We start from the raw sequence: 18,549 nt of genomic DNA on the forward strand, positions 1-18,549 counted from the left end.
GCCTAATCCCTGAGGGTACGTTCCCCCGACGACATTCCCCGCGCCCGCGGCAGTGGGGCCCGCGAGCGGATGCCCGGTTTCCGGTAGACCCGGCTGAGGGTGGCTTCCACGGTCTTCACCGAGAGGCAGAGCTGGTCCGCGGCCTCCTGGTTGGTCATGCCGGTGGCCACCAGGGCGGCCACCTTCCGTTCCGCTTCGGTGAGTTGGTGGGGGGGGTGTCGGCGCGGGTCGCGGTGGCGTCGAGGCGGCCGAGGGCGTGGTGGGCCAGTCCGTGTGCCGCTCGGGGCAGACCAGCGGCTCGCACTGCGGCGGGATCACCAAGGTCGACCAGAGCGTGGACTACGGAAACGTCGTCATCGACGGCCTCTCCTACACCGACGCCTGCTCGGCGGGCGGCGACTCCGGGGGCTCGTACGTCACGGCGAGCGGCGGCAAGGCGGTCGGGCTGCACTCCGGCGGCGGCAGCAATACGTGCGGCAGCAGCGGTGAGACGTTCACGATCTTCCAGCCGGTCGACGAGGCCCTGCAGAAGCGGCAGTTGGCGCTGGCCACCGAGGGCGCGCAGCCCGGTGAGCTCGCCGTGGCCACCGTCGCCGACCAGCAGTCCGCGGTCGGCAGACCGGTCGAGGTGAGGAACAGCGCGCAGGGCGGCACGGCCCCGTACACCTGGAGCGCGACCGGACTGCCCGCGGGCCTCACCCTCGACCGCATCACCGGGACCGTCGCGGGCACGCCCACCCAGTGGGGCACGCGGACCAGCCGGATCACGGTGACGGACTCGGCGGGGCGCACCGCGTCGGCGAACGTCACCTGGTACGTCTTCCACTGACGCGGCCACCGCGGCAACGGGCACCGTCATGCGGAAAGCGCTCTCCCCGGCCCGCACACCCCGGGGTAGGGTGCGGGAATGAGCAGGCGGCTGCCCACACTTGAAGATGTCGCGCGGGAGGCGGGGGTCTCCCGCGCGACGGTGTCCCGGGTCATCAACGGCATCAGGAACGTGGATCCGGTGATCCAGGAGACCGTCCGGCAGGCCGTCGAGCGCACCGGCTACACCCCGAACAGCGCCGCGCGTTCCCTGGTGACGCGGCGGGCCGAGACGGTCGCGCTGGTCGTCGCGGGGGCGGGCGACGAGACGGAGGACATCCAGGACGCGCAAGACGCCCAGGACTCCTTTGCCGCACGGGTGTTCGCGGATCCGTTCTTCGGCCGGGTGGTCAGCGGCGTCGTGGGTGCGCTGCGGCCGCGGTCGATGCACCCGGTGCTGATGTTCGCGGACTCGGAGGCGGCCTGCGAGCAGATCGTGGCCTATCTGCGGCAGGGCAGCGCGGACGGCGCCCTGGTCGTCTCCACGCACGCCGAGGACAAGCTGCCGGAGCGGCTCGCCGCGGCGGGCCTGCCCGCGGTCCTGTTCGCCCGCCCGGCCCTCGCCGCCCCGCTCAGCTACGTCGACCTCGCCCATCAGGACGGGGCCCGCCTCGCGGCGGAGCATCTGCTGGCCCGCGGCTGCCGCCGAGTGGCCACGGTATCGGGGCCGTTGGACGTGCCCGCGGGGCAGGAGCGGCTCGCCGGGTTCCGGGACGCGCTGGCGCGGCACGGGCACCCGTACGCACCCGTCGCCGAAGGCGGCTTCACCCAGCAGAGCGGCGCCGAGGCGATGGCGCGACTGCTCGCCGAACACCCGGACCTGGACGGGGTGTTCGCGGCCAACGACCTGATGGCGCAGGGCGCGTGCCAGGTGCTGCGCGAGTCGGGCAGGCGCGTCCCGGACGACGTGGCGGTGGTCGGCTTCGACGACTCGTCCGCCGCGCGCGCCTGCCGCCCGCCGCTCACCACGGTGCGCCAGCCGGTGGAGGAGATGGCGGCGACGATGGTGCGGCTGCTGCGGGAGCACATCGAAGGGGAGCGCACCGGGCCGACGTCGGTGATCTTCGAACCGGAGCTGGTGGTACGGGAGTCCGCCTGACGTCTCTGCCGGGCAGGGGTCAGGAGGTCGGCGCCCGCTCCGCCAACGCGGCGTGCCAGGGCGGGAGTTCACGCTCGCGCGCACCGTCCTCGCGGCGCCCTCCCCGGGCGAAGAAGTCCGCGAGCGGGAGGGTCGCGGCGCCCACCGTGACCGCGTCCGGGCCCAGTTCGCCCATCTCGATGGTGACGCGCCGCGCCGGGTAGGCCAGGGAGTACGCGGTGGCGTGCGCGCGGACCGCGGGCAGGAAGCGGGCGCCGAGCTGGAGACCGGCCCAGCCGCCGATGAGGACGCGCTCGGGCTGGAAGAGGTTGATCAGGTCGGAGAGCCCGGCGCCCAGGTACTCGGCGGTCTCGTCGAGCACGGCGCGGGCCAGCGGGTCAGGGGCAGTGGCCGTAGCCATGGCCGGAGCGGCGACGTCCGGTCCGGCGGCCTCGGGGGTGTCGGCCGGGTACGCCGCCGCGAGCATCGCGGCGAGCGCGGTCTCCTCGTCGACGCCCTCGGGCGGGCGGCCGCCCGCCTCCCGCCAGCGCTCCAGGAGCGCCTCGGCCCCCGCGTACGCCTCCAGGCAGCCGAGCGCCCCGCACCGGCATCTGCGCCCCCGCACCCGTACGGTGAGATGGCCCCACTCCAGCGCCCTGCCGTGCTCCATGACGTCGGTGACCAGGCAGGCGCCCACGCCGGAGCCGAAGAGGATGACGGCGGCGCTGCGGGCGCCGCGGCCCGCGCCGAACCACAGCTCGGCCTGGCCGAGGGTGCGGGCGCCGTTGTCGATGAAGTACGGGACGCCGTCCGGCAGTTGGCCGGTGGCGCGCAGCAGCGACTCCAGCGGGACCGCGTCCCAGCCGATGGTCTGGCCGTGCACCACGGCGCCCTGCTCGGCGGTGCGGGCGACGATGCCGGGGACACCGACGCCCACGCCCAGCAGCCGCTCCGGGGCGATGTCCGCCGCGTCCAGGACCTCGCGGACGCCGTCGCCGATGTGCCCGACGATGGCGTCGACGTCATAGCGGCAGGACCCGGCGTCGTGGCCGACCGGCTCCAACGGGCGCTCGGTGCGGGCCAGTTCGGTGAGCGCCAGGTCGAAGAGCTCGATGCGGACACGGGTCTCCCCCACGTCCACGCCGATCATGTGTCCGGCCGTGGGCGCGACGCGCAGCAGGGTGCGCGGGCGCCCGCCCGCGGAGTCGACGCTGCCCGCCTCCTCCACCAGGCCCTCGGCGGCCAGTTCGGCGGCGACGTTGCTGATGGAGCCGGAGCTGAGTCCGGTGGCCGGGCCGAGCGAGTGGCGGCTCATCGGGCCCTCGAAGTACAACTGCCGCAGCACCGCGGCGCGGTTGTCCCGCCGCAGGTCGTTCACCGTGCGCCTGCTCCGACCGGTCATGCGGCCTCTCCCCCTTGTCCCCCTGGCCCATATCCCGTGGCCCTCGGCCTGCGCGCCGTCCCGCAGCTTCGCGCCCGGCCCCACGACCCCGCGGCCTCGTGCCCTGTCCCGCAACATACCCTGGGCACCCTCGCCCCGAGCCGCTTCCCCCACGGCTTAACTCACAGCCTGAATCGGCGGGGTGACACGCATCACGTGCGCCGCGCCGGTCCCTCGTGTCACCGCCCGACCCAGAATGCGGGCATGCGCCTAGGAATAGCTCTCCCCCAGTACGGCACGCACGCCAGGCCCGAGGCGATCGCCTCGTTCGCACGGGACGCGGAGGACGCCGGGTTCGACTCGCTGTGGGTCGGGGACCGCTCCCTGACCCCCGTCGCACCGAGCGACATCTACCCGGGCCCCGAGTACTCGGCCGAGCACCCGTACCCGCCCGAGTTCAAGACCCTCCTCGACCCGCTGACCGTGCTGACCGTCGCGGCCACCGCGACGACGCGGGTGCGCCTCGGGAGCAGCACCATCAACGCCCCCTGGTATCCGCCCCTGTTGCTCGCCCGGAGCCTGACCTCCCTGGACCAGATCAGCGGCGGCCGCCTCGACGCCGGGCTCGGCATCGGGTGGATGCGGGACGAGTACACCGCCGTCAACGCCGACTTCACGCGGCGCGGGGCACACCTCGACGAGATCCTCGACATCCTGCACGGCTACTGGAGCCAGGAGGAGTTCGAGCACGACGGGCCGCAGTGGACCATTCCGCGCTCGTACGTCGGACTGCGGCCCGCCCAACAGCCGGTGCCGCCCGTGTACTTGGGCGGGTTCACGCCCGCGGCGATGCGGCGCATCGGGCGGCGGGCCGACGGGTGGATGGGGATGGTGCTGCCCGCGGAGGCGCATGCCGGGCTGTGGGGTGCGGCGGTGCGGGCCGCGGAGGAGGCCGGGCGGGATCCGGGGGCGCTGCGGCAGCACCTTCGGCTGAACCCGAAGCCGGGGGCGACCGACGCGGACATCGCCGGGGCGCTGGCCGGGGTGCGGGACTCGGGGGTGGGGAGTGACAGCTTCTTCATCGACCTGCAGTTGGCCGTGCGGGAGCCGGGGGAGGCGTTGGAGGTGGGGGTGAAGGTGCTGGAGCGGGTGCGGAGGGGGTGAGCGGGGGCCCTGCGGGGCCTCTCCCCGCTGCATCCTTCAGCGCGCTCCGCGCGCGGGCGCCCCTTCCCGGTACGGCGACTCCGTCGCCCTGGGGCACCCTCTTTTGGGGCTTCGCCCCTTGCCCCCCATCGGCCTGAACGGCCTCGTCCTCAAACGCCGGACGGGCTGGAGGGCCCCTCTCTCGTTTGCCGACACAGCAACAAATGTCGCGGTCCTGCGGATGCACGGCCCACGATCGGGCCATGGCTACCACCCCTCCCTCCCTCCGTCACCGCCTCGTCCTCTCCCCCGCCGGCCGCACCCACCTCGTCGAGCAGGGCAGCGGGCCGCTGGTCCTGCTCGTGCACGGGTTTCCGGAGTCCTGGTCCTCGTGGCGGCACCAGTTGCCCGCCCTTGCCGCCGCGGGGTACCGGGCCGCGGCGGTGGACGTACGCGGGTACGGGCGCTCTTCGCGGCCGGACGACGTGGCCGCGTACCGGATGAGCGAGCTCGTCGAGGACGGCGTCGCCGTCGTGCGCGCCCTCGGCGAGGAGCAGGCCGTGGTCGTGGGGCACGACTGGGGTGCGAACATCGCCGCGCACTCCGCCCTCCTGCGGCCCGACGTGTTCCGTGCGGTCGGCCTTCTGAGCGTGCCCTACACGCCGCCCGGCGGGCCGCGGCCCAGCGACGTGTTCGCGACGATGGGCGGGGACGCGGAGGAGTTCTACGTCTCGTACTTCCAGGAGCCGGGGCGGGCCGAGCGCGAGATCGAGCCGGACGTGCGCGGGTGGCTCGCGGGCTTCTACGCCGCGTTCTCCGGGGACACCATGCCGGGGCCCGATGCCCCCGATCCGCACTTCCTGAGCCGTGGCGGGGGCACGCTGCGCGAGCGGTTCCCCGTCGGGGGGCCGCTGCCCGGCTGGCTGAGCGAGGAGCAACTCGACGTCTATGCGGGGGAGTTCGAGCGGACCGGGCTCTCCGGGGCGCTGGCGCGGTACCGGAACATGGACCGGGACTGGGAGGAGCTCGGCGCGCACGCGGGCACCCCGCTCACCCAGCCCTCCCTGTTCATCGGTGGCACCCGGGACGCCTCCACCACCTGGCTCGCCGACGCCATCAAGGCGTTCCCCGACACCCTGCCGGGGCTGCACGCCGCGCACCTCCTCGACGGGTGCGGCCACTGGGTGCAGCAGGAGCGGGCCGACGAGGTCAGCCGGCTGCTGGTGGAGTGGCTCGGCGCGGCCGGTTAGCCGCTCGCGTCCGTCCCGCGCTCTCCCACGGTCAGCCGTTCTCGCGTGCCGCTCGCCACTCAGGGGCCAGCACCGACCACACCTCGTCGCTGTAGCGCTGGCCCCGGAAGACGAACCTGTCGCGCAGGACGCCGTCGCGGGTCATGCCGAGGCGCTTGGCGACGTTGGCGCTCGGGGTGTTCCCGGAGGAGAGCACCCACTCCACGCGGTGGATGCCGCGCTCGTCCACCGCCCAGTCGATGAGGACCCGGACCGCGCGGGTGACGAGACCGCGTCCGGCCGCCGCGGGCTCCAGCCAGCAGCCCGCCTCGCACGTGCCCTGCTCCGCGTCGAAGACCCGGAAGAGGACGCCGCCGACGAGGAGCCCGTCCAGCCAGATCCCGTACAGGCGGCCGGAGTCGGCGGCGGCCTTGTCCGCGTATCTCTGCAGCCAGCCGCGCGCCGACTCCAGGTCGGTGACGAGGTCGGGCAGTCCCACGTAGCGGCCGATGAAGTCCCGGCCGCGGTCGATGTGGGCGAGGAACTCCTCGGCCTGCCACGGCTCCAGCGGCCGCAGTTCGGCCCCGTCGTCGCCCAGCGGTCTTGTGAACATTCCCGTCCCTCCGCCCTCTCCCCGGCCCGGGGCACATGCAGCTGGCATAGGCAAAAAGCACACACTAGTTCCCCTACCACCCCGCTCGGCTGGTTTCAGGAGAAGTCCCACCCGTCACCGTTCCGTGGTTCACAATCTCCGAGGAATTGACCATTCCGTATCGGGGGAGACCTCTTCATGTCCGACACCACGGCCGACCGGGGCGGCACCGGCCCCACGCTCATCGGCTCGGTCCGGCGGGCCCTGCGCCTGCTCGAGGCCGTCGCGGACCACGACGGCGGGGCCACCGCCAAGCAGTTGGCCCGGCAGGTGGGGCTGCCAATGGCGACGACGTACCACCTGCTGCGCACCCTCGCCCACGACGGGTATCTCCGCCGGGAGCAGGGGCTGTATCTGGTGGGGCCCGCCGCCGGGCGGCTCAGCGGGCCCGTCGGGCGCGGCGAGCTGCGGGCCGAACTCGCCCACTGGCTGGGGGCGTTGCGCGACGAGCTCGGGGGCGCCGTGTACTACGCCTTCTACGAGGACGGCGAGGTCAACGTCGTCTCGCAGGCCGTGAGCCCCGCGCACCCGGGCGTCGAGGAGTGGGCCGACTTCCGGCGCACCGCACACGCGCACGCCCTCGGCCAGTGTCTGCTCGCCCAGCTCGACGAGGACGGACGGCGCGACCATGTGTCCCGGCACCCCGTCGAGCAGCTCACCCCGTACACGGTCAGCGACGACCGGGCGCTGCTGCGGAAGCTGGCGCGCCTGGACCGGGGGGCGCCGCTGCACGAACACCAGCAGTATCTGCCGGGCACCGTGTGTGCCGCCGTGCCCATCACGGTCGGCAGGGTGCCGTCCACCATCGCCTTCTCGCTGCCCACCGGGCGCGCCGACGAGCTGCTGCCGCTCGCCCGGCGCTTACAGCGGCGCACGGAGTCCACCCTGACGACGCTGGGGTTCACGGTCTGGGGCTGACGGCCGGAAGATGGTGTCGTCCGTATGCGCCGAGAACGCGTCGCCGCCCTGTGCCGAGAACGCGTCGTCGGCTCCGACGTCTCCCGTGAAGGCCGCCCACCAGGGGCGGCATCGCACCCGAGGAGCGAGACCATGAAGTATCTGGTGATGATCCAGGGCACCCAGGCCGACTACGAGGCCATGAACGGCAAGGGCTCGGCGGCCAGCCCGGCGTGGAGCGAGAAGGAGATCCAGGCGATGTTCTCCTTCATGAGCTCCCTGAACGACGATCTCGCCGAGACCGGGGAGTTCGTCGACGGGCAGGGCCTGACCGAGCCCGCGCAGACCCGCACGGTCGGCCGGGGCCCGGACGGGCGGCCGGTCGTCACCGACGGCCCCTACGGCGAGACCAAGGAGGTCCTCGCCGGCTACTGGGTCCTCGACTGCGCGAGCCTGGAGCGGGTCACGGAGATCGCCGAGCGCATCCTGGAGTGCCCCGGGCCCGAGGGCGCCCCGGTCTTCCCGGTGGTGATCCGGCCCCTCCAGAGCGCCCCCGACGGAGCCGGTTGTTGAGTTCCGCGCAGGTCGCCCTGACCCTGCGCGCCGTCGGGGTTCTGACCACGGCCGAGATCGCCCGCGCCCATCTGGTGCCCGAGGCAACGATGGCCGGGGGTCCCCCACGCCCTTGAGGCAGTGGGGGCGGGTGAGCCGGGCCAAGCAGAAGGTGAAGGGCGTGGCGTTCCGGCAGCCCGGCCCCGAGGACCGGGACCAGCGGCTCACGGCCGTCCTCCAGGTCCTGTACCTGATCTTCAACGAGGGGTACACGGCGACGCCGGGCCCCGCCCTGTACGACGTGCTGCTGGAGCGGGCACCGGAGCCGATGGCCCGGCTCGGCCGGGTCGTGGCCGTCGCGACGGCGCACGGCCCGACGGCGGGGCTCGCCGAACTCGACGCGCTGGAGGGCCCGTTGGCGGGACACCACCGCCTGGACCCGGTGCGCGGGCACCTCCTGGAGCGGGCGGGTCACAGCGAAGGCGCCCGCGCGGCCTATCAGTTGACGGCGAGCCGCACGCTCAGCCTCCCCGAGGTCCGCTATCTGCAGATGCGGGCGGCGCGCCTGCGCCGGTAGCCCCGGCCACTCCTCCGGCGGCCGTCCCGCCGAGGCCGCCCTCGCGCGAGGCGCGCGCCACCGTGTCGGCGAACGCGTGGGCCAGCGGGCCCAGCGCGTCCCAGCGCCGCACCGCCCAGCCCACCGACAGGGTGGGCAGCGCGGGAATGGGGAGCAGGCGCAGGCCGGGCAGGGCGGCCGCGTCCCAGCCGGGCAGGGCGGGCACCACGGCCTCGCCCAGGCCGAGTTCGGCCAGCAGGATCGCGGTGTCCCAGTCGGCCTCGCTCGCGTCAGGGGTGGGCGTGATGCCCAACTCTCCGAGTGCGCGGTCGAGTTGGACCCGTGAGGTGGAGCGCTGCGGCGGCCGGATGAGCCGGGCGGCGGCGAGGTCGGCCGGCTCGGCGCGGGTGCGGGCGGCGAGCGGGGCGCCGGCCGCGACGGCGAGGACCCAGGGCAGCTCGACGACGGGCCGCTGCTCGATGCCGCGCACGGCGGGCCCGACGGTGATCCAGGCGAGGTCGATGTCGTCGGCGGCGAGCGCGTCGAAGCAGCTGCGGCTGGAGCTCACCGTCTGGAATTCCAGGCTCACTTGGGGGTGGCGCCGCTTGAAGTCGACGATCGCGCCGGACATGAAGTGCCGCACGGTGGTGGCTCCGGTGGTGATGCGCAGCTGCCCGCCGTCCCCCGCGACCAGGTCGCGCAGGCGCCGCAGCGCCAGGTCGATCCCGCCGATCCCGTCGGCGGCCGCCTCCTGGAGGATCCGCCCCGCGGACGTGGGCACGACGCCGCGCGGATGCCGCTCCACGAGGCTGACGTCGAGTTCCCGCTCCAGGCGTTTGACGTGCTGGCTCACGGCCGACTGCGTACAGGACAGGTCGCGGGCGACGGCGCTGAGGCTGCCCGCCCGGCACACGGCTATGAACACACGGAGGTCGTCGAGAGTCACAAGGGCTGAAGGTATCGCTTGGGTGGCTGCAAGAAAACCCGAGGATTGACTTGGGTCTGGGACGGGACCAAGATCTCGTACGGGCCCAAGGGCGGCAACCCGCTCCGGGGGTTCGCGCGGGTCCGGAACCTCGTGAACTCCCGGCGGGTGCCGACCCGCCGGCCCCATGCACGGCAGGGAAAGGTGAGTTGTGGATCCACTGGAGATCGCGGCCGTGGGCGCCGCGGGCATCGCCGCGGGCGGCATCAACGCGGTGGTCGGGTCCGGGACCCTCATCACCTTCCCCACCCTGCTCGCCTTCGGCTTCCCGCCGGTGCTCGCCAACGTGTCCAACAACGTCGGCCTGGTGCCGGGCGTGCTCAGCGCCGCGTACGGCTACCGGCGCGAGATGAAGGGGCAGGCGCGGCGCCTGGTGCGGTTCGGCGCGGCCTCGCTCGTCGGCGGCCTGACCGGTGCGGTGCTCCTGCTGCTCCTGCCCGCCGACGCGTTCCAGGCCGTGGTGCCCGCCCTGATCCTGACCGCCTGCGTCCTGGTGCTGCTCCAGCCGCGCCTCAACCGCTGGCTCCGGGGGCACGAGTCCACGTCGCGGCGGGTGGACGGCGGGGTGCCGCTGTGGCTGGGGGTGCTGGCCACGGGCGTGTACGGCGGGTACTTCGGGGCGGCCCAAGGGGTGCTGCTCATGGGCCTGTTCGGGGCCTTTCTCCTGGACGACCTGCAGCGCCTCAACGCCGCGAAGAACGTCCTGGCCGCGATCGTGAACGGCGTCGCGGCGATCGTGTTCATCTCGGTCACGCACGTCGACTGGACGGCGGCCGCGGTGATCGCGGCCGGTTCGACCGTGGGCGGCCTCCTCGGCGCCCGGCTCGGCCGGAAGCTGCCGCCGCTGGTGCTGCGCGGCTTCATCGTGGTGGTCGGCGTGACGGCGTCGGCGGTCATGATCGCGACGTGAGCCCTCCCCCGCCGGGCCCGTCCGGATGATGCGGGCTGATGCGGGGTGCTGCGGAGTGCTGCGGAGTGCTGCGGAGTGCTGCCGCACGCGAAGGGGCGGCCGCTGCACGCGCGGCCGCCCTTTCGCCATACCCCCGTAATGGTCTTCACCGAACGGCTCTTGACGAGCCGTCAGGCCGCCAGCGCCACCGCCTCCACCGCCGGCCTCCGCAGCGTTCTGCGCGCCGTCGACACGCTGGTGACCAGCGTCGTCACCGCCGCGACCGCGACCACGCCGAGCCAGATCCCCAGCCCGCGCTCCGGCAGCACCGAGTCCGTGCGGACCAGCGTGAACGGCAGGATCCCGGCGAGCGCGGCGACCGTGCCGAAGAACACCCCGGTCGCCGTCAGGAGCACGCCCTCGACACCGACCCCCGCAAGCACCTGGCGCGGGGTCGCCCCGGCGAGGCGCTGCTGCCCGAACTCGCGTCCCCAGTAAGCCGTGGCGGCGTACAGGCTGTTGACGAGCATGACGCAGGCGAAGACGACGATGACGCCGACGACCACCAGGTTCAGCGTCTCCAGGTTCTTGTCCTCGACGGACCTGGTGAGCCCGGACGCCTTGAGCGCGTCGTTCTCGACGGACTGCATGCACAGCGTGGCCGTCGCCATGCCGGTGAAGAGGATCAGCGGCATCAGGATTCCGGTCAACTGTCCGGCACGGTGCCGCATCTGACGTACCGCCAGGTAGCCGGACGCCCCGGCGACCGCTCCGAGCGGCCGCTCGACTGCGCCCAGGACAGCGCGCAGCAGCCGCGGCGAGAACACCGCGAAACCGACCGAGAGCAGGATCGCGCCGTACGCGGGAGCGGCCATCAGGGCGGCGTCCGTCGCGTCGAAGGCGAAGGTCGCGCAGACCCCGAGCGCCCCGGCGGCAAGGGCCCCGTATCCCGCGAACTCCCGTACCCGGGACTGCGGTCGGCGCACGCCCGCCGCCGCCCGCTCGGCCCGGCGCACGGCGAGGAACGCCGCGCCCACCGAGGCGAGCAGCGTCACGTCGATGCCGGACAGGAGGGCGATCGGCCCGAAGTGGTAGGCGACGCCGTCGGCGACCTGGCCGCTGTCCTGGAAGGCGCCGAGGAGCGCACGGCCGCCCAGCATCGCGGGTCCGACGGCCAGGGCCGAGCCGATGAGGGCGAGCACCGCGGCCTCGCCGACGACCATGCGCTTGATCTGCGCGGGGGTGGCCCCGGTGGCGCGCAGCAGACCGATCTCCCGTTCCCGCTGGCGGACGTTGACCGTCAGGGTGGAGGCGACCGCGAAGAACACCAGGAGCGTGCCGTAGCCGCCGACGACGCCCGCCGCGGTGGTGAGCGAGTCGGCGCTGACGCTGTCCACGCCCCGGGCGCCCGCCGTGTCGTGCATCGAGTTGAAGGTCATGATGATCGCGGCGCCGAGGAGGGCGGCGAGCAGGGTGGCCACGGACCGTCCTGGGCGCTGCCTGAGGGACCGCAGGGCGAGGGTGAACATCGCTCACACCCCCGCGTACGCGGCGTGGCGGTCGTCCCGGTCGTCGCCCAGGTGCGCGAGGCGCTCGGCGACGGCGTCGACGGTGGGCGCGCGCAGCTCCCCGGCCAGGCGCCCGTCGGCGAGGAAGAGCACGGAGTCGGCGTAGGAGGCGGCGACCGGGTCGTGCGTCACCATCACGACGGTCCTGCCGTGCACCCGCACCGCGTCCTGGAGCAGCCGCAGCACCTCGCGGGCGCTGCGGGTGTCGAGGGCGCCGGTGGGCTCGTCCGCGAAGATCACCCGGGGCTCGGCGACCAGGGCGCGGGCGATGGCGACGCGCTGGCGCTGGCCGCCGGAGAGCTGGTCGGGCCGGTGGCCGAGGCGGTCCCCGAGGCCGACCCGGGTGAGGATCTCGCGGGCCCGGCGCCGGTCGACGCGGCGGCCCGCGAGCTTCAGGGGCAGCGTGGTGTTCTGCGCGACGGTGAGGGTGTCCAGGAGGTTGTACTGCTGGAACACGAAGCCGATGTGCCGCCTGCGGAACTTCGTCAGCTCGGCCTCGGTCCCGCCGGTCAGCTCCTCGCCGTCGACCATCACGATCCCGCTGTCGGGCCGGTCGAGCCCGGCCGCGCACTGCAGCAGCGTGGACTTGCCGGAGCCCGAGGGGCCCATGACGGCGGTGAAGCTCCCGGCCGGGAGGCTGAGCGTCACGCCGTCGAGCGCGGTCACGGCGCTCGCCGCGTTCTCGGGGTCGCGCGGATCCCCGTACACCTTGGTGACCTTGACCAGACGCAACATGGCCTGCCGTCCCTTCGTGGTTCCCCGCGGCACGCCCTGTGCCTCGGTTACGAAGCTACGGAGAGCGAGGGGCGGGCACATTGGGCGTACGGCCCGAGCCCGGGGTGGTGTTGAGTGCACCCCGGGGTGCGCCTGCGAGGTAACGCAGCTCACACCGGCCGTCGGCGGGGAGAGGGAACGCACCGCACTTGTTTATCGTTTAACAGTGCAGAGGCCCGGTAGTGATTCCCCCGTCGCGACCGGGCCTCGCCCCCTTCCCCGGCCGCCCGCACCTTTTCAGGTCTTCGCGGGCCGTTTCACGCCTTCGAGGGCGAATATGCCAACCGCACCGCGTGGGACGGGCCTTGGCGGCATCATGCGATTCATGGACGGTGCCAAGCGTGTACAGGTGTTGTTCACGTCTGACGAGTACGCCGCGGTCCTGCGGCACGCGGACCGCCTCGGGGTCCCCCTCGACGAGTACATCCGCCGCGCGGTGACCGTCCACCCCGAGGGTTCCGGCGCGGACACGGAAGGGGACGAGCCCCGCAAGTGCGCGGCCGTCCCCCCGGTCCAGCGGGGCCTGGGCGGCGACGGCGCCCCGGCCCTGCAGCGCTTTCTCGACACCCTCGGGGGTCAGGACAGCGAGATCTCCGGCGAGTAGAGGTCGAACCAGAGCGCGAGGTCGAGGGTGCGCTCGAGCCCGCGCCGCGACGCCTGGGTGATCTGCGGGACGTCGCGCCGGGCCGCGCGGTCGACCCGGTCCCGGTCGACGAGGTCGAAGACGGGGTGGCCCGGCCGGGTCAGCAGGTCCTTCGCGTGCTCCTGGAGGGCCATGGCGTACTTGGGGTCCTGTGTGGAGGGGTACGGGCTCTTGACCCGGTCGTACACGGAGCGCGGCAGGACGTCGGCGGTGGCCTCGCGCAACAGGCTCTTCTCCCGGCCGTCGAAGGACTTCAGCGACCAAGGGGCGTTGTAGACGTACTCGACGAGCCGGTGGTCGCAGAACGGGACGCGCACCTCGAGCCCCACGGCCATGCTCGCCCGGTCCTTGCGGTCGAGCAGGACGCGCACGAAGCGGGTCAGGTGGAGGTGGGAGATGGTGCGCATGCGGAACTCGAAGTCGCTCTCGCCGTCCAGCCGTTGGACCCCGGCGACCGCCGTGTCATAGCCGTCCTGGACGTACGAGGGGAGATCGAGGACCTGCTGGAGGTCCTCGCGCAGGACGTCGCCGTCGTCGCCGAAGTGCTCGGCGAACCGCACCAGCCAGGGGAAGGTCCGCGCCCGCCGCGCGTCCTCGTCGAAGAACTGCTTGTACCCGCCGAAGACTTCGTCCGCGGACTCGCCGGAGAGGGCGACCGTGGAGTGCTCCCTGATGGACCGGAAGAGGAGGTACAGGGAGGCGTCCATGTCGCCGAAGCCCACCGGGATGTCGCGGGCCCGGATGACGCGGGAGCGCACCTCGGGGTCGGCGAGCGCCTGCGCGTCGAGGACGATGTCGCGGTGGTCGGTGCCCGCGGACTTGGCGACGTCGTGGACGTAGGGGGTGTCGGGCGTCGCGCGCAGGCTGTCGGCGACGAAGTTGTCGGTCTGGCCGACGAAGTCGACGGCGAAGCTGCGCACGGTCTCGCCGGACTCGGCCAGCTGCCGGGCCGCGAGCGCGGTCATGGCGGAGGAGTCGAGGCCGCCGGAGAGCAGGGTGCAGCGCGGCACGTCGGAGACGAGCTGGCGGCGCACGATGTCCTCGAGGAGCTCCCGCACATGGGCCACGCTCTCCTCGCGCCCGTCGGTGTGCGCCTTCGTCTCCAGCGCCCAGTACACGTGCCGCCGCAGTCCGTTCCGGTCGACGGTGACGACGGTGCCGGGCTCGACCTCGCGCATCCCGTCCCACACCGCGTGACCGGGGGTCTTGACCGTGCTGAACATCTCCCTGAGCCCGTCGATGCCCACGCGCGCGCGTGCCAGCGGGTTGGCCAGGATGGCCTTGGGCTCGGACCCGAACAGGACGCCGTCCGGGGTCGGGTAGCAGTAGAACGGCTTGATGCCCATGCGGTCCCGGATCATGACGAGCTTGTCGTGCCGCCCGTCCCACACGGCGAACGCGTACATCCCGTTGAGCCGCTCGGCGGCCGCGGCGCCCCACTCCAGATAGGCGTGCAGCACGACCTCGGTGTCGGACTTCGTAGTGAACCGGTGCCCGCGCGCGGTGAGTTCACGGCGCAGCTCGGTGTAGTTGTACGTCTCGCCGGAGTAGACGAGGGCGACGGTGCCCTGCGGGGTCTCCACGGTCATCGGCTGGCGCCCGCCGGGCAGGTCGATGATGGCGAGGCGGCGGTGCCCGAGGGCGGCGGGGCCGCTGATCCAGGTGCCGTGGTCGTCGGGGCCGCGGCACGACATGGTCTGCGTCATCGCGTCCACGGCGGCGGAGGCGGTCCGCAGATCACGGTCGAACGAGACCCAGCCGGTGATGCCACACATGCGCTTCCTCCTGCCTTCGGCTCCCCCGTCGACCGAAGTAGTTGTATCTAGCATCTACATGGCCATCGTCACCCCGGCATCGCATACGGTCAACGCACCCCCGACGCGGCAGCCACCCCCGACCCTCCACTTTCGGCCGCCCCCGACGCAGGTCAGCGCGACGCACGCGCGGGACCGACGCCCCCCACCTCGCCTCCCGCGCGCCGCCCCGCTCACCGGAACGAAACATTCCGGCCAGCGGCAAAGAGTTCCTCAACTCTCTGCAGGGGTCACGCACTTCTCCTCGGCCTCGGCCAGGCGCCGGGCGCGGCGGGGCGCGCGGGGCAGCAGTGCGCGGGCGAGGTCGGTGAAGAGGCCGAGCATCATGGCACCCGTGACCGCCCTGTGGGGAGCCTGATGTTCGGTGAGCCCTTCGGGGTCAGGACCGGACTGGGCCTGGCTCTCGGGCTCGCGGCGGTCGTGGTGGTGCACCGGGGCGAGGCCCGCCGCCCCGCACCGCCCGTCACGGCATCAGCAGCGCCTGCACCGAAGGCCCGTAGCGCTCGGTGACGTCCCCGATGTCCGCCGCCCGCAGCCGCGGCCCGCGCGCGATGCCGTACATCACGCCGAGCCCGAGCAGCATGCTCACGGCGAGCTCCGCGCGCAGGCCCGCGTCCGGCCCGCTGAGCCGGTGGGCGAGGCGGTCGGCCACCTGCGTACGGAAGTTGGCGCGCAGGATGTCGCCCTGCGCGCCGTGCAGCGGGGCGAAGACGATACGCAGGATGGGATCGGCGCCGTGCTCGGCCTGGCCGGTCAGCAGGTGGCGGACCATGTGGCGGCCGAGCTCGTCCAAGGGAGCGTCCAGGAACGCGTCCGCGTCCGCCTCGAAGGACATGACCGTGGCGAAGAGTGCGTCCTTGTTGCCGAAGTACTTCAGGATCAACGGCGGGCTCACCCCGGCCCGTTCGGCCACGGCCTTCAGCGTGATGTCGGCGTGCGCGTGCCGGGCGAGCAGATGGCGGCAGGCCCGGATGATCGCGGCCTTGGTGGCCTCGGCGTCACGGCGACCCGGCCCCCCGCAGGGCACGGTGGGGCCCGGCTCGGGGAGGGAGGTGGTCATGGGCGTCAGGTTCCTTCCAGAGCCGTCTCCTGGGCGGGACCGGTGCGCCGGGTACGCGGGCCCGCGCCGTCCGCCTCGTCCGAGGGTATGGCGAGCGCCACCGCGCAGGCGACGAGGGCGACAGATCCCGCGAGGGCGAAGGCGAGCTGGTAGCCGAGCAGGCTCGGCACGGGCGGCCCGCCGGCCGCGGTGTGGTGGACGAGGACGGCGGCGACGGCGGCACTGCTCACGCTCTGGCCGATGGTGCGCATCAGCACGTTCACGCCGTTCGCGGACGCCGTCTGGGTCACCGGCACCGCCCGCAGGATCAGGGTCGGAAGCGCCGAGTACGCGAAGGTGGTCCCGGTCGACACCACCGCGGCGCCCACGATGATGACCCACAGGTCGCGGCTGTCGACGATGCGGATGACATAGCCGAGCGCCATCAGCAGGCCCCCGACGGCGAGCGTCACCCGGGCCCCGCGCGCGGCCGAGACCCGGGCCGAGACCGGCGACAGGAACAGCATGATCATGCCGTTGGGCAGCAGACAGAGCCCCGTCGCGACGATGGAGAGCCCGAGCCCGTAACCGCTGCTGACCGGCGCCTGCACCAGCTGGGCGGTCACCAGCGAGTTGGCGTAGAACGCGAACCCGGCGAGCAGCGCCGCCAGATGGGGCAGCGCCACCCGCCGCCCCACCGCGAGCCGCAGGTCCACCAGGGGCCGGCGGGACCGCAGTTCGGCCCGCCACCACACGCCCAGGATGACCACGGCCCCGGCGAAGAGCCCGAGCACGAGGCCGCTCCCCCACCCCCACTGCCCGCCCTGCGACACGGCGAGCAGCAGACAGACGAGCCCGGCCGCGAGCCCCACCGCACCCCCGACGTCGAACCGCCCCGGCGACCGCACCGGCGACTCCCGCACCGCCCACCACGCGAACGCGAGCCCGAAACCGCCGAGCGCGGCGGTGGCCCAGAACATGACGTGCCAGTTCGCGTACTGCACGACGAGCGCGGCGAGCGGCAGCCCGAGCGCCGCCCCCACCCCCACGGTGGAGCTCATCAGCGCGACCGCGGAACCGGTGCGCTCGGGCGGCAGCTCGTCGCGCAGGATGCTGATGGACAGCGGCACCACCGCGGCGGCGGCCCCCTGCAGCGCGCGGGCCGCGATCAGCACGCGGATGTCCGACGTCAGCGCGCAGAGCACCGAACCGGCCGTCATCAGCCCGAGCGCACCGAGCAGCACCCGCCGCTTCCCGTACATGTCCCCGGCGCGCCCGAGCACGGGCGTGAGCACGGCGCCCGCGAGCAGAGTCGCGGTAACAAGCCAAGAGACGGCCGCCGGTGAACTCCCGGTCAGCCGGGGCAAATCGGGCAGCAGCGGCACGACGACCGTCTGCATGACGGCCATGAGGATCCCACCGAAGGCGAGCGCCGGAACGGTCAGCCGCTCGCGCAGCGCCGGGCGTACACCGTGCGCACCGGCGGATATCGGCACGGGCTTCATCGGCGTCCCCCGCCTATGTGGAGTGAATTGGAATTCACCATAGCGGGTGAATGGGCATTCAACACCGAGGAGTTGAGGATTTGCTAACTGTTCCAGGGCCTCCGGCCGAGACGCGTCGACCGGTCGGCACCCCTTGTCGGAGCTGGCCTGTACCTACTCCGGCCGCTCGGCTCGCCCTGACAGGAATGCGAAGGCAGCGTGCCCGAACGGGCGGGCGCGGGTGCGGCGTTGCCACCCGCCTCTGCGGCACAAGGCACAGCCATACGGTGTTCGACGGTGGCTCAGGAGGCGCACGGCCCCCCACGGGGACCGTCACGGACCACGGCAAGAGGAGTCCGCGGGCCCGGTTGCGGGCGTCCCGCACGCGAACCGGCGCGGGGCTCGGCGGCATCGATCCGAAGGTCCCGGTACCGCCGTCAGGAACCAGCCAACTGCGCGCTCACGTCGCCCGCCACGGGCAACGCGGTGCGGAGAGCGGGTGTCGGCCCGACGGGCCCAGGAGGCATGCGCGGCAGGCAATCCGGCGGCATATGACCGCCTGGGGAAGAACCGCCCATGGGGAAGAACCACGGGCGGCCGGTACCGTGGCCGCTACGTAATGGCGAGTGACGGCACCGGCCGCATCCAGTGGACCCTAGAACCGCTCCAGGAAGAAGAGCCGTGCAGAACCGACCAGCGACGCCCCGGTCTCGTCGACCGGAATGCGTTCCCGTGGTCCCGCACTCTTCCCACTACGGCCCATTGGGCCTGGGGGGTATCCGATGTCGAGGAATTTCAGCCAAATTGCGGCTCCTCGAACAAGATGCCCCACTGCTGTACCCACGAGCCCGCCGACGAGCAACCTCGCAGGTCGACGGCCCCGCGCTCTCCATCATGCCGCAGCGCCTGATCATTTTCTTCGGGCAATGTTTACTACCAAAGAGGATGCGACTATTTAGACTGCTGATGCTCAACTCGGCATGCACCACGAGGGATTA

Annotated in this window: 17 protein-coding genes and 2 pseudogenes; 9 read left to right on the top strand and 10 right to left on the bottom strand. The window is 73.0% G+C overall.

Annotated features, from left to right (window positions below; translation table 11 throughout):
* Nucleotides 1-2 precede the first annotated feature (2 nt).
* Nucleotides 3-194, bottom strand: a pseudogene (locus ACQB60_RS39185) (helix-turn-helix domain-containing protein); the annotation flags it as partial.
* A gap of 62 nt (nucleotides 195-256) precedes the next feature.
* Here ACQB60_RS39185 and ACQB60_RS39190 point away from each other — a divergent pair.
* Both ACQB60_RS39190 and ACQB60_RS39195 read left to right on the top strand, forming a co-directional pair.
* The gene (locus ACQB60_RS39190; protein ID WP_496930863.1) at nucleotides 257-829 is read left to right on the top strand and encodes a putative Ig domain-containing protein; all 573 of its coding nucleotides are present in this window, start codon (nucleotides 257-259) and stop codon (nucleotides 827-829) included.
* Between the two features lie 78 nt (nucleotides 830-907).
* Entirely contained in the window at nucleotides 908-1,966 is a 1,059-nt protein-coding gene (locus ACQB60_RS39195) for a LacI family DNA-binding transcriptional regulator (protein ID WP_496930864.1), read from the top strand.
* Between the two features lie 19 nt (nucleotides 1,967-1,985).
* Here the strand turns inward: ACQB60_RS39195 and ACQB60_RS39200 are convergent, their stop codons facing one another.
* Nucleotides 1,986-3,347, bottom strand: coding sequence for an ROK family transcriptional regulator (locus ACQB60_RS39200; protein ID WP_496930865.1), 1,362 nt, complete (start codon nucleotides 3,345-3,347; stop codon nucleotides 1,986-1,988).
* A gap of 243 nt (nucleotides 3,348-3,590) precedes the next feature.
* On the opposite strand from ACQB60_RS39200, the gene ACQB60_RS39205 reads away from it, so the two are divergent.
* Both ACQB60_RS39205 and ACQB60_RS39210 read left to right on the top strand, forming a co-directional pair.
* Nucleotides 3,591-4,490: a TIGR03619 family F420-dependent LLM class oxidoreductase gene (locus tag ACQB60_RS39205; RefSeq protein WP_496930866.1), complete on the top strand. Its 900-nt coding sequence runs from the start codon at nucleotides 3,591-3,593 to the stop codon at nucleotides 4,488-4,490.
* A gap of 242 nt (nucleotides 4,491-4,732) precedes the next feature.
* Nucleotides 4,733-5,719 carry an alpha/beta fold hydrolase gene (locus tag ACQB60_RS39210; RefSeq protein ID WP_496930867.1) on the top strand — a complete coding sequence of 329 codons (987 nt, stop codon included), beginning with the start codon at nucleotides 4,733-4,735 and terminating at the stop codon, nucleotides 5,717-5,719.
* A 31-nt stretch (nucleotides 5,720-5,750) separates the two neighbouring features.
* Here ACQB60_RS39210 and ACQB60_RS39215 read toward each other — a convergent pair whose 3' ends face one another.
* On the bottom strand, nucleotides 5,751-6,311 hold the full coding sequence (locus ACQB60_RS39215; RefSeq protein ID WP_496930868.1) for a GNAT family N-acetyltransferase: 561 nt from the start codon (nucleotides 6,309-6,311) through the stop codon (nucleotides 5,751-5,753).
* Between the two features lie 177 nt (nucleotides 6,312-6,488).
* Between ACQB60_RS39215 and ACQB60_RS39220 the strand changes: the two genes are divergently transcribed.
* The 3 genes and pseudogenes from ACQB60_RS39220 to ACQB60_RS39230 form a co-directional block, all read left to right on the top strand.
* The gene (locus ACQB60_RS39220; RefSeq protein WP_496930869.1) at nucleotides 6,489-7,268 is read left to right on the top strand and encodes an IclR family transcriptional regulator; all 780 of its coding nucleotides are present in this window, start codon (nucleotides 6,489-6,491) and stop codon (nucleotides 7,266-7,268) included.
* Nucleotides 7,269-7,400: 132 nt separating this feature from the next.
* Complete coding sequence (locus ACQB60_RS39225; protein WP_496930870.1) at nucleotides 7,401-7,820, top strand: YciI family protein; 420 nt, start codon at nucleotides 7,401-7,403, stop codon at nucleotides 7,818-7,820.
* A pseudogene (locus ACQB60_RS39230) lies at nucleotides 7,814-8,376 on the top strand (RNA polymerase sigma factor); the annotation flags it as partial. The gene ACQB60_RS39225 and the pseudogene ACQB60_RS39230, both read left to right, overlap by 7 nt.
* Here ACQB60_RS39230 and ACQB60_RS39235 read toward each other — a convergent pair.
* The gene (locus ACQB60_RS39235) at nucleotides 8,321-9,301 is read right to left on the bottom strand and encodes a LysR family transcriptional regulator (protein WP_496930871.1); all 981 of its coding nucleotides are present in this window, start codon (nucleotides 9,299-9,301) and stop codon (nucleotides 8,321-8,323) included. The pseudogene ACQB60_RS39230 and the gene ACQB60_RS39235 sit on opposite strands and share 56 nt — an antisense overlap.
* Before the next feature lie 190 nt (nucleotides 9,302-9,491).
* Between ACQB60_RS39235 and ACQB60_RS39240 the strand changes: the two genes are divergently transcribed.
* Nucleotides 9,492-10,250, top strand: a complete 759-nt coding sequence (locus ACQB60_RS39240; RefSeq protein ID WP_496930872.1) for a sulfite exporter TauE/SafE family protein — start codon at nucleotides 9,492-9,494, stop codon at nucleotides 10,248-10,250.
* Nucleotides 10,251-10,420: 170 nt separating this feature from the next.
* Here ACQB60_RS39240 and ACQB60_RS39245 read toward each other — a convergent pair whose 3' ends face one another.
* Both ACQB60_RS39245 and ACQB60_RS39250 read right to left on the bottom strand, forming a co-directional pair.
* A complete protein-coding gene (locus ACQB60_RS39245; protein WP_496930873.1) occupies nucleotides 10,421-11,758 on the bottom strand; it encodes an ABC transporter permease in 1,338 nt (445 codons plus the stop codon).
* A gap of 3 nt (nucleotides 11,759-11,761) precedes the next feature.
* Nucleotides 11,762-12,532 carry an ABC transporter ATP-binding protein gene (locus ACQB60_RS39250; protein ID WP_496930874.1) on the bottom strand — a complete coding sequence of 257 codons (771 nt, stop codon included), beginning with the start codon at nucleotides 12,530-12,532 and terminating at the stop codon, nucleotides 11,762-11,764.
* Between the two features lie 388 nt (nucleotides 12,533-12,920).
* Here ACQB60_RS39250 and ACQB60_RS39255 point away from each other — a divergent pair, with 388 nt between their 5' ends.
* A complete protein-coding gene (locus ACQB60_RS39255) occupies nucleotides 12,921-13,175 on the top strand; it encodes a hypothetical protein (RefSeq protein ID WP_496930875.1) in 255 nt (84 codons plus the stop codon).
* Here the strand turns inward: ACQB60_RS39255 and asnB are convergent.
* The 4 genes from asnB to ACQB60_RS39275 all read right to left on the bottom strand — a co-directional run bounded on the left by asnB (nucleotide 13,148) and on the right by ACQB60_RS39275 (nucleotide 17,572).
* Entirely contained in the window at nucleotides 13,148-14,989 is a 1,842-nt protein-coding gene (gene asnB / locus ACQB60_RS39260; RefSeq protein WP_496930876.1) for an asparagine synthase (glutamine-hydrolyzing), read from the bottom strand. The genes ACQB60_RS39255 and asnB overlap by 28 nt on opposite strands.
* A gap of 252 nt (nucleotides 14,990-15,241) precedes the next feature.
* Nucleotides 15,242-15,460 carry a hypothetical protein gene (locus ACQB60_RS39265; RefSeq protein ID WP_496930877.1) on the bottom strand — a complete coding sequence of 73 codons (219 nt, stop codon included), beginning with the start codon at nucleotides 15,458-15,460 and terminating at the stop codon, nucleotides 15,242-15,244.
* Between the two features lie 31 nt (nucleotides 15,461-15,491).
* On the bottom strand, nucleotides 15,492-16,088 hold the full coding sequence (locus ACQB60_RS39270; protein WP_496930878.1) for a TetR/AcrR family transcriptional regulator: 597 nt from the start codon (nucleotides 16,086-16,088) through the stop codon (nucleotides 15,492-15,494).
* Nucleotides 16,089-16,093: 5 nt separating this feature from the next.
* Nucleotides 16,094-17,572 (bottom strand): MFS transporter, encoded by a 1,479-nt coding sequence (locus ACQB60_RS39275; RefSeq protein ID WP_496930879.1) that lies wholly within the window; start codon nucleotides 17,570-17,572, stop codon nucleotides 16,094-16,096.
* Nucleotides 17,573-18,549: the final 977 nt, after the last annotated feature.

Origin of the sequence: Streptomyces odontotermitis, from assembly GCF_050510915.1 — a bacterium.
Classification (GTDB): domain Bacteria; phylum Actinomycetota; class Actinomycetes; order Streptomycetales; family Streptomycetaceae; genus Streptomyces.

Bases quoted from the DNA above. Each gene is read 5' to 3' on its own strand.
- ACQB60_RS39275 (WP_496930879.1), bottom strand. From the start codon at position 17,572: ATGAAGCCCGTGCCGATATCCGCCGGTGCGCACGGTGTACGCCCGGCG.
- ACQB60_RS39200 (WP_496930865.1), bottom strand. From the start codon at position 3,347: ATGACCGGTCGGAGCAGGCGCACGGTGAACGACCTGCGGCGGGACAAC.
- ACQB60_RS39210 (WP_496930867.1), top strand. From the start codon at position 4,733: ATGGCTACCACCCCTCCCTCCCTCCGTCACCGCCTCGTCCTCTCCCCC.
- ACQB60_RS39250 (WP_496930874.1), bottom strand. From the start codon at position 12,532: ATGTTGCGTCTGGTCAAGGTCACCAAGGTGTACGGGGATCCGCGCGAC.
- ACQB60_RS39215 (WP_496930868.1), bottom strand. From the start codon at position 6,311: ATGTTCACAAGACCGCTGGGCGACGACGGGGCCGAACTGCGGCCGCTG.
- ACQB60_RS39195 (WP_496930864.1), top strand. From the start codon at position 908: ATGAGCAGGCGGCTGCCCACACTTGAAGATGTCGCGCGGGAGGCGGGG.
- ACQB60_RS39245 (WP_496930873.1), bottom strand. From the start codon at position 11,758: ATGTTCACCCTCGCCCTGCGGTCCCTCAGGCAGCGCCCAGGACGGTCC.
- ACQB60_RS39220 (WP_496930869.1), top strand. From the start codon at position 6,489: ATGTCCGACACCACGGCCGACCGGGGCGGCACCGGCCCCACGCTCATC.
- ACQB60_RS39225 (WP_496930870.1), top strand. From the start codon at position 7,401: ATGAAGTATCTGGTGATGATCCAGGGCACCCAGGCCGACTACGAGGCC.
- ACQB60_RS39270 (WP_496930878.1), bottom strand. From the start codon at position 16,088: ATGACCACCTCCCTCCCCGAGCCGGGCCCCACCGTGCCCTGCGGGGGG.
- ACQB60_RS39205 (WP_496930866.1), top strand. From the start codon at position 3,591: ATGCGCCTAGGAATAGCTCTCCCCCAGTACGGCACGCACGCCAGGCCC.
- asnB (WP_496930876.1), bottom strand. From the start codon at position 14,989: ATGTGTGGCATCACCGGCTGGGTCTCGTTCGACCGTGATCTGCGGACC.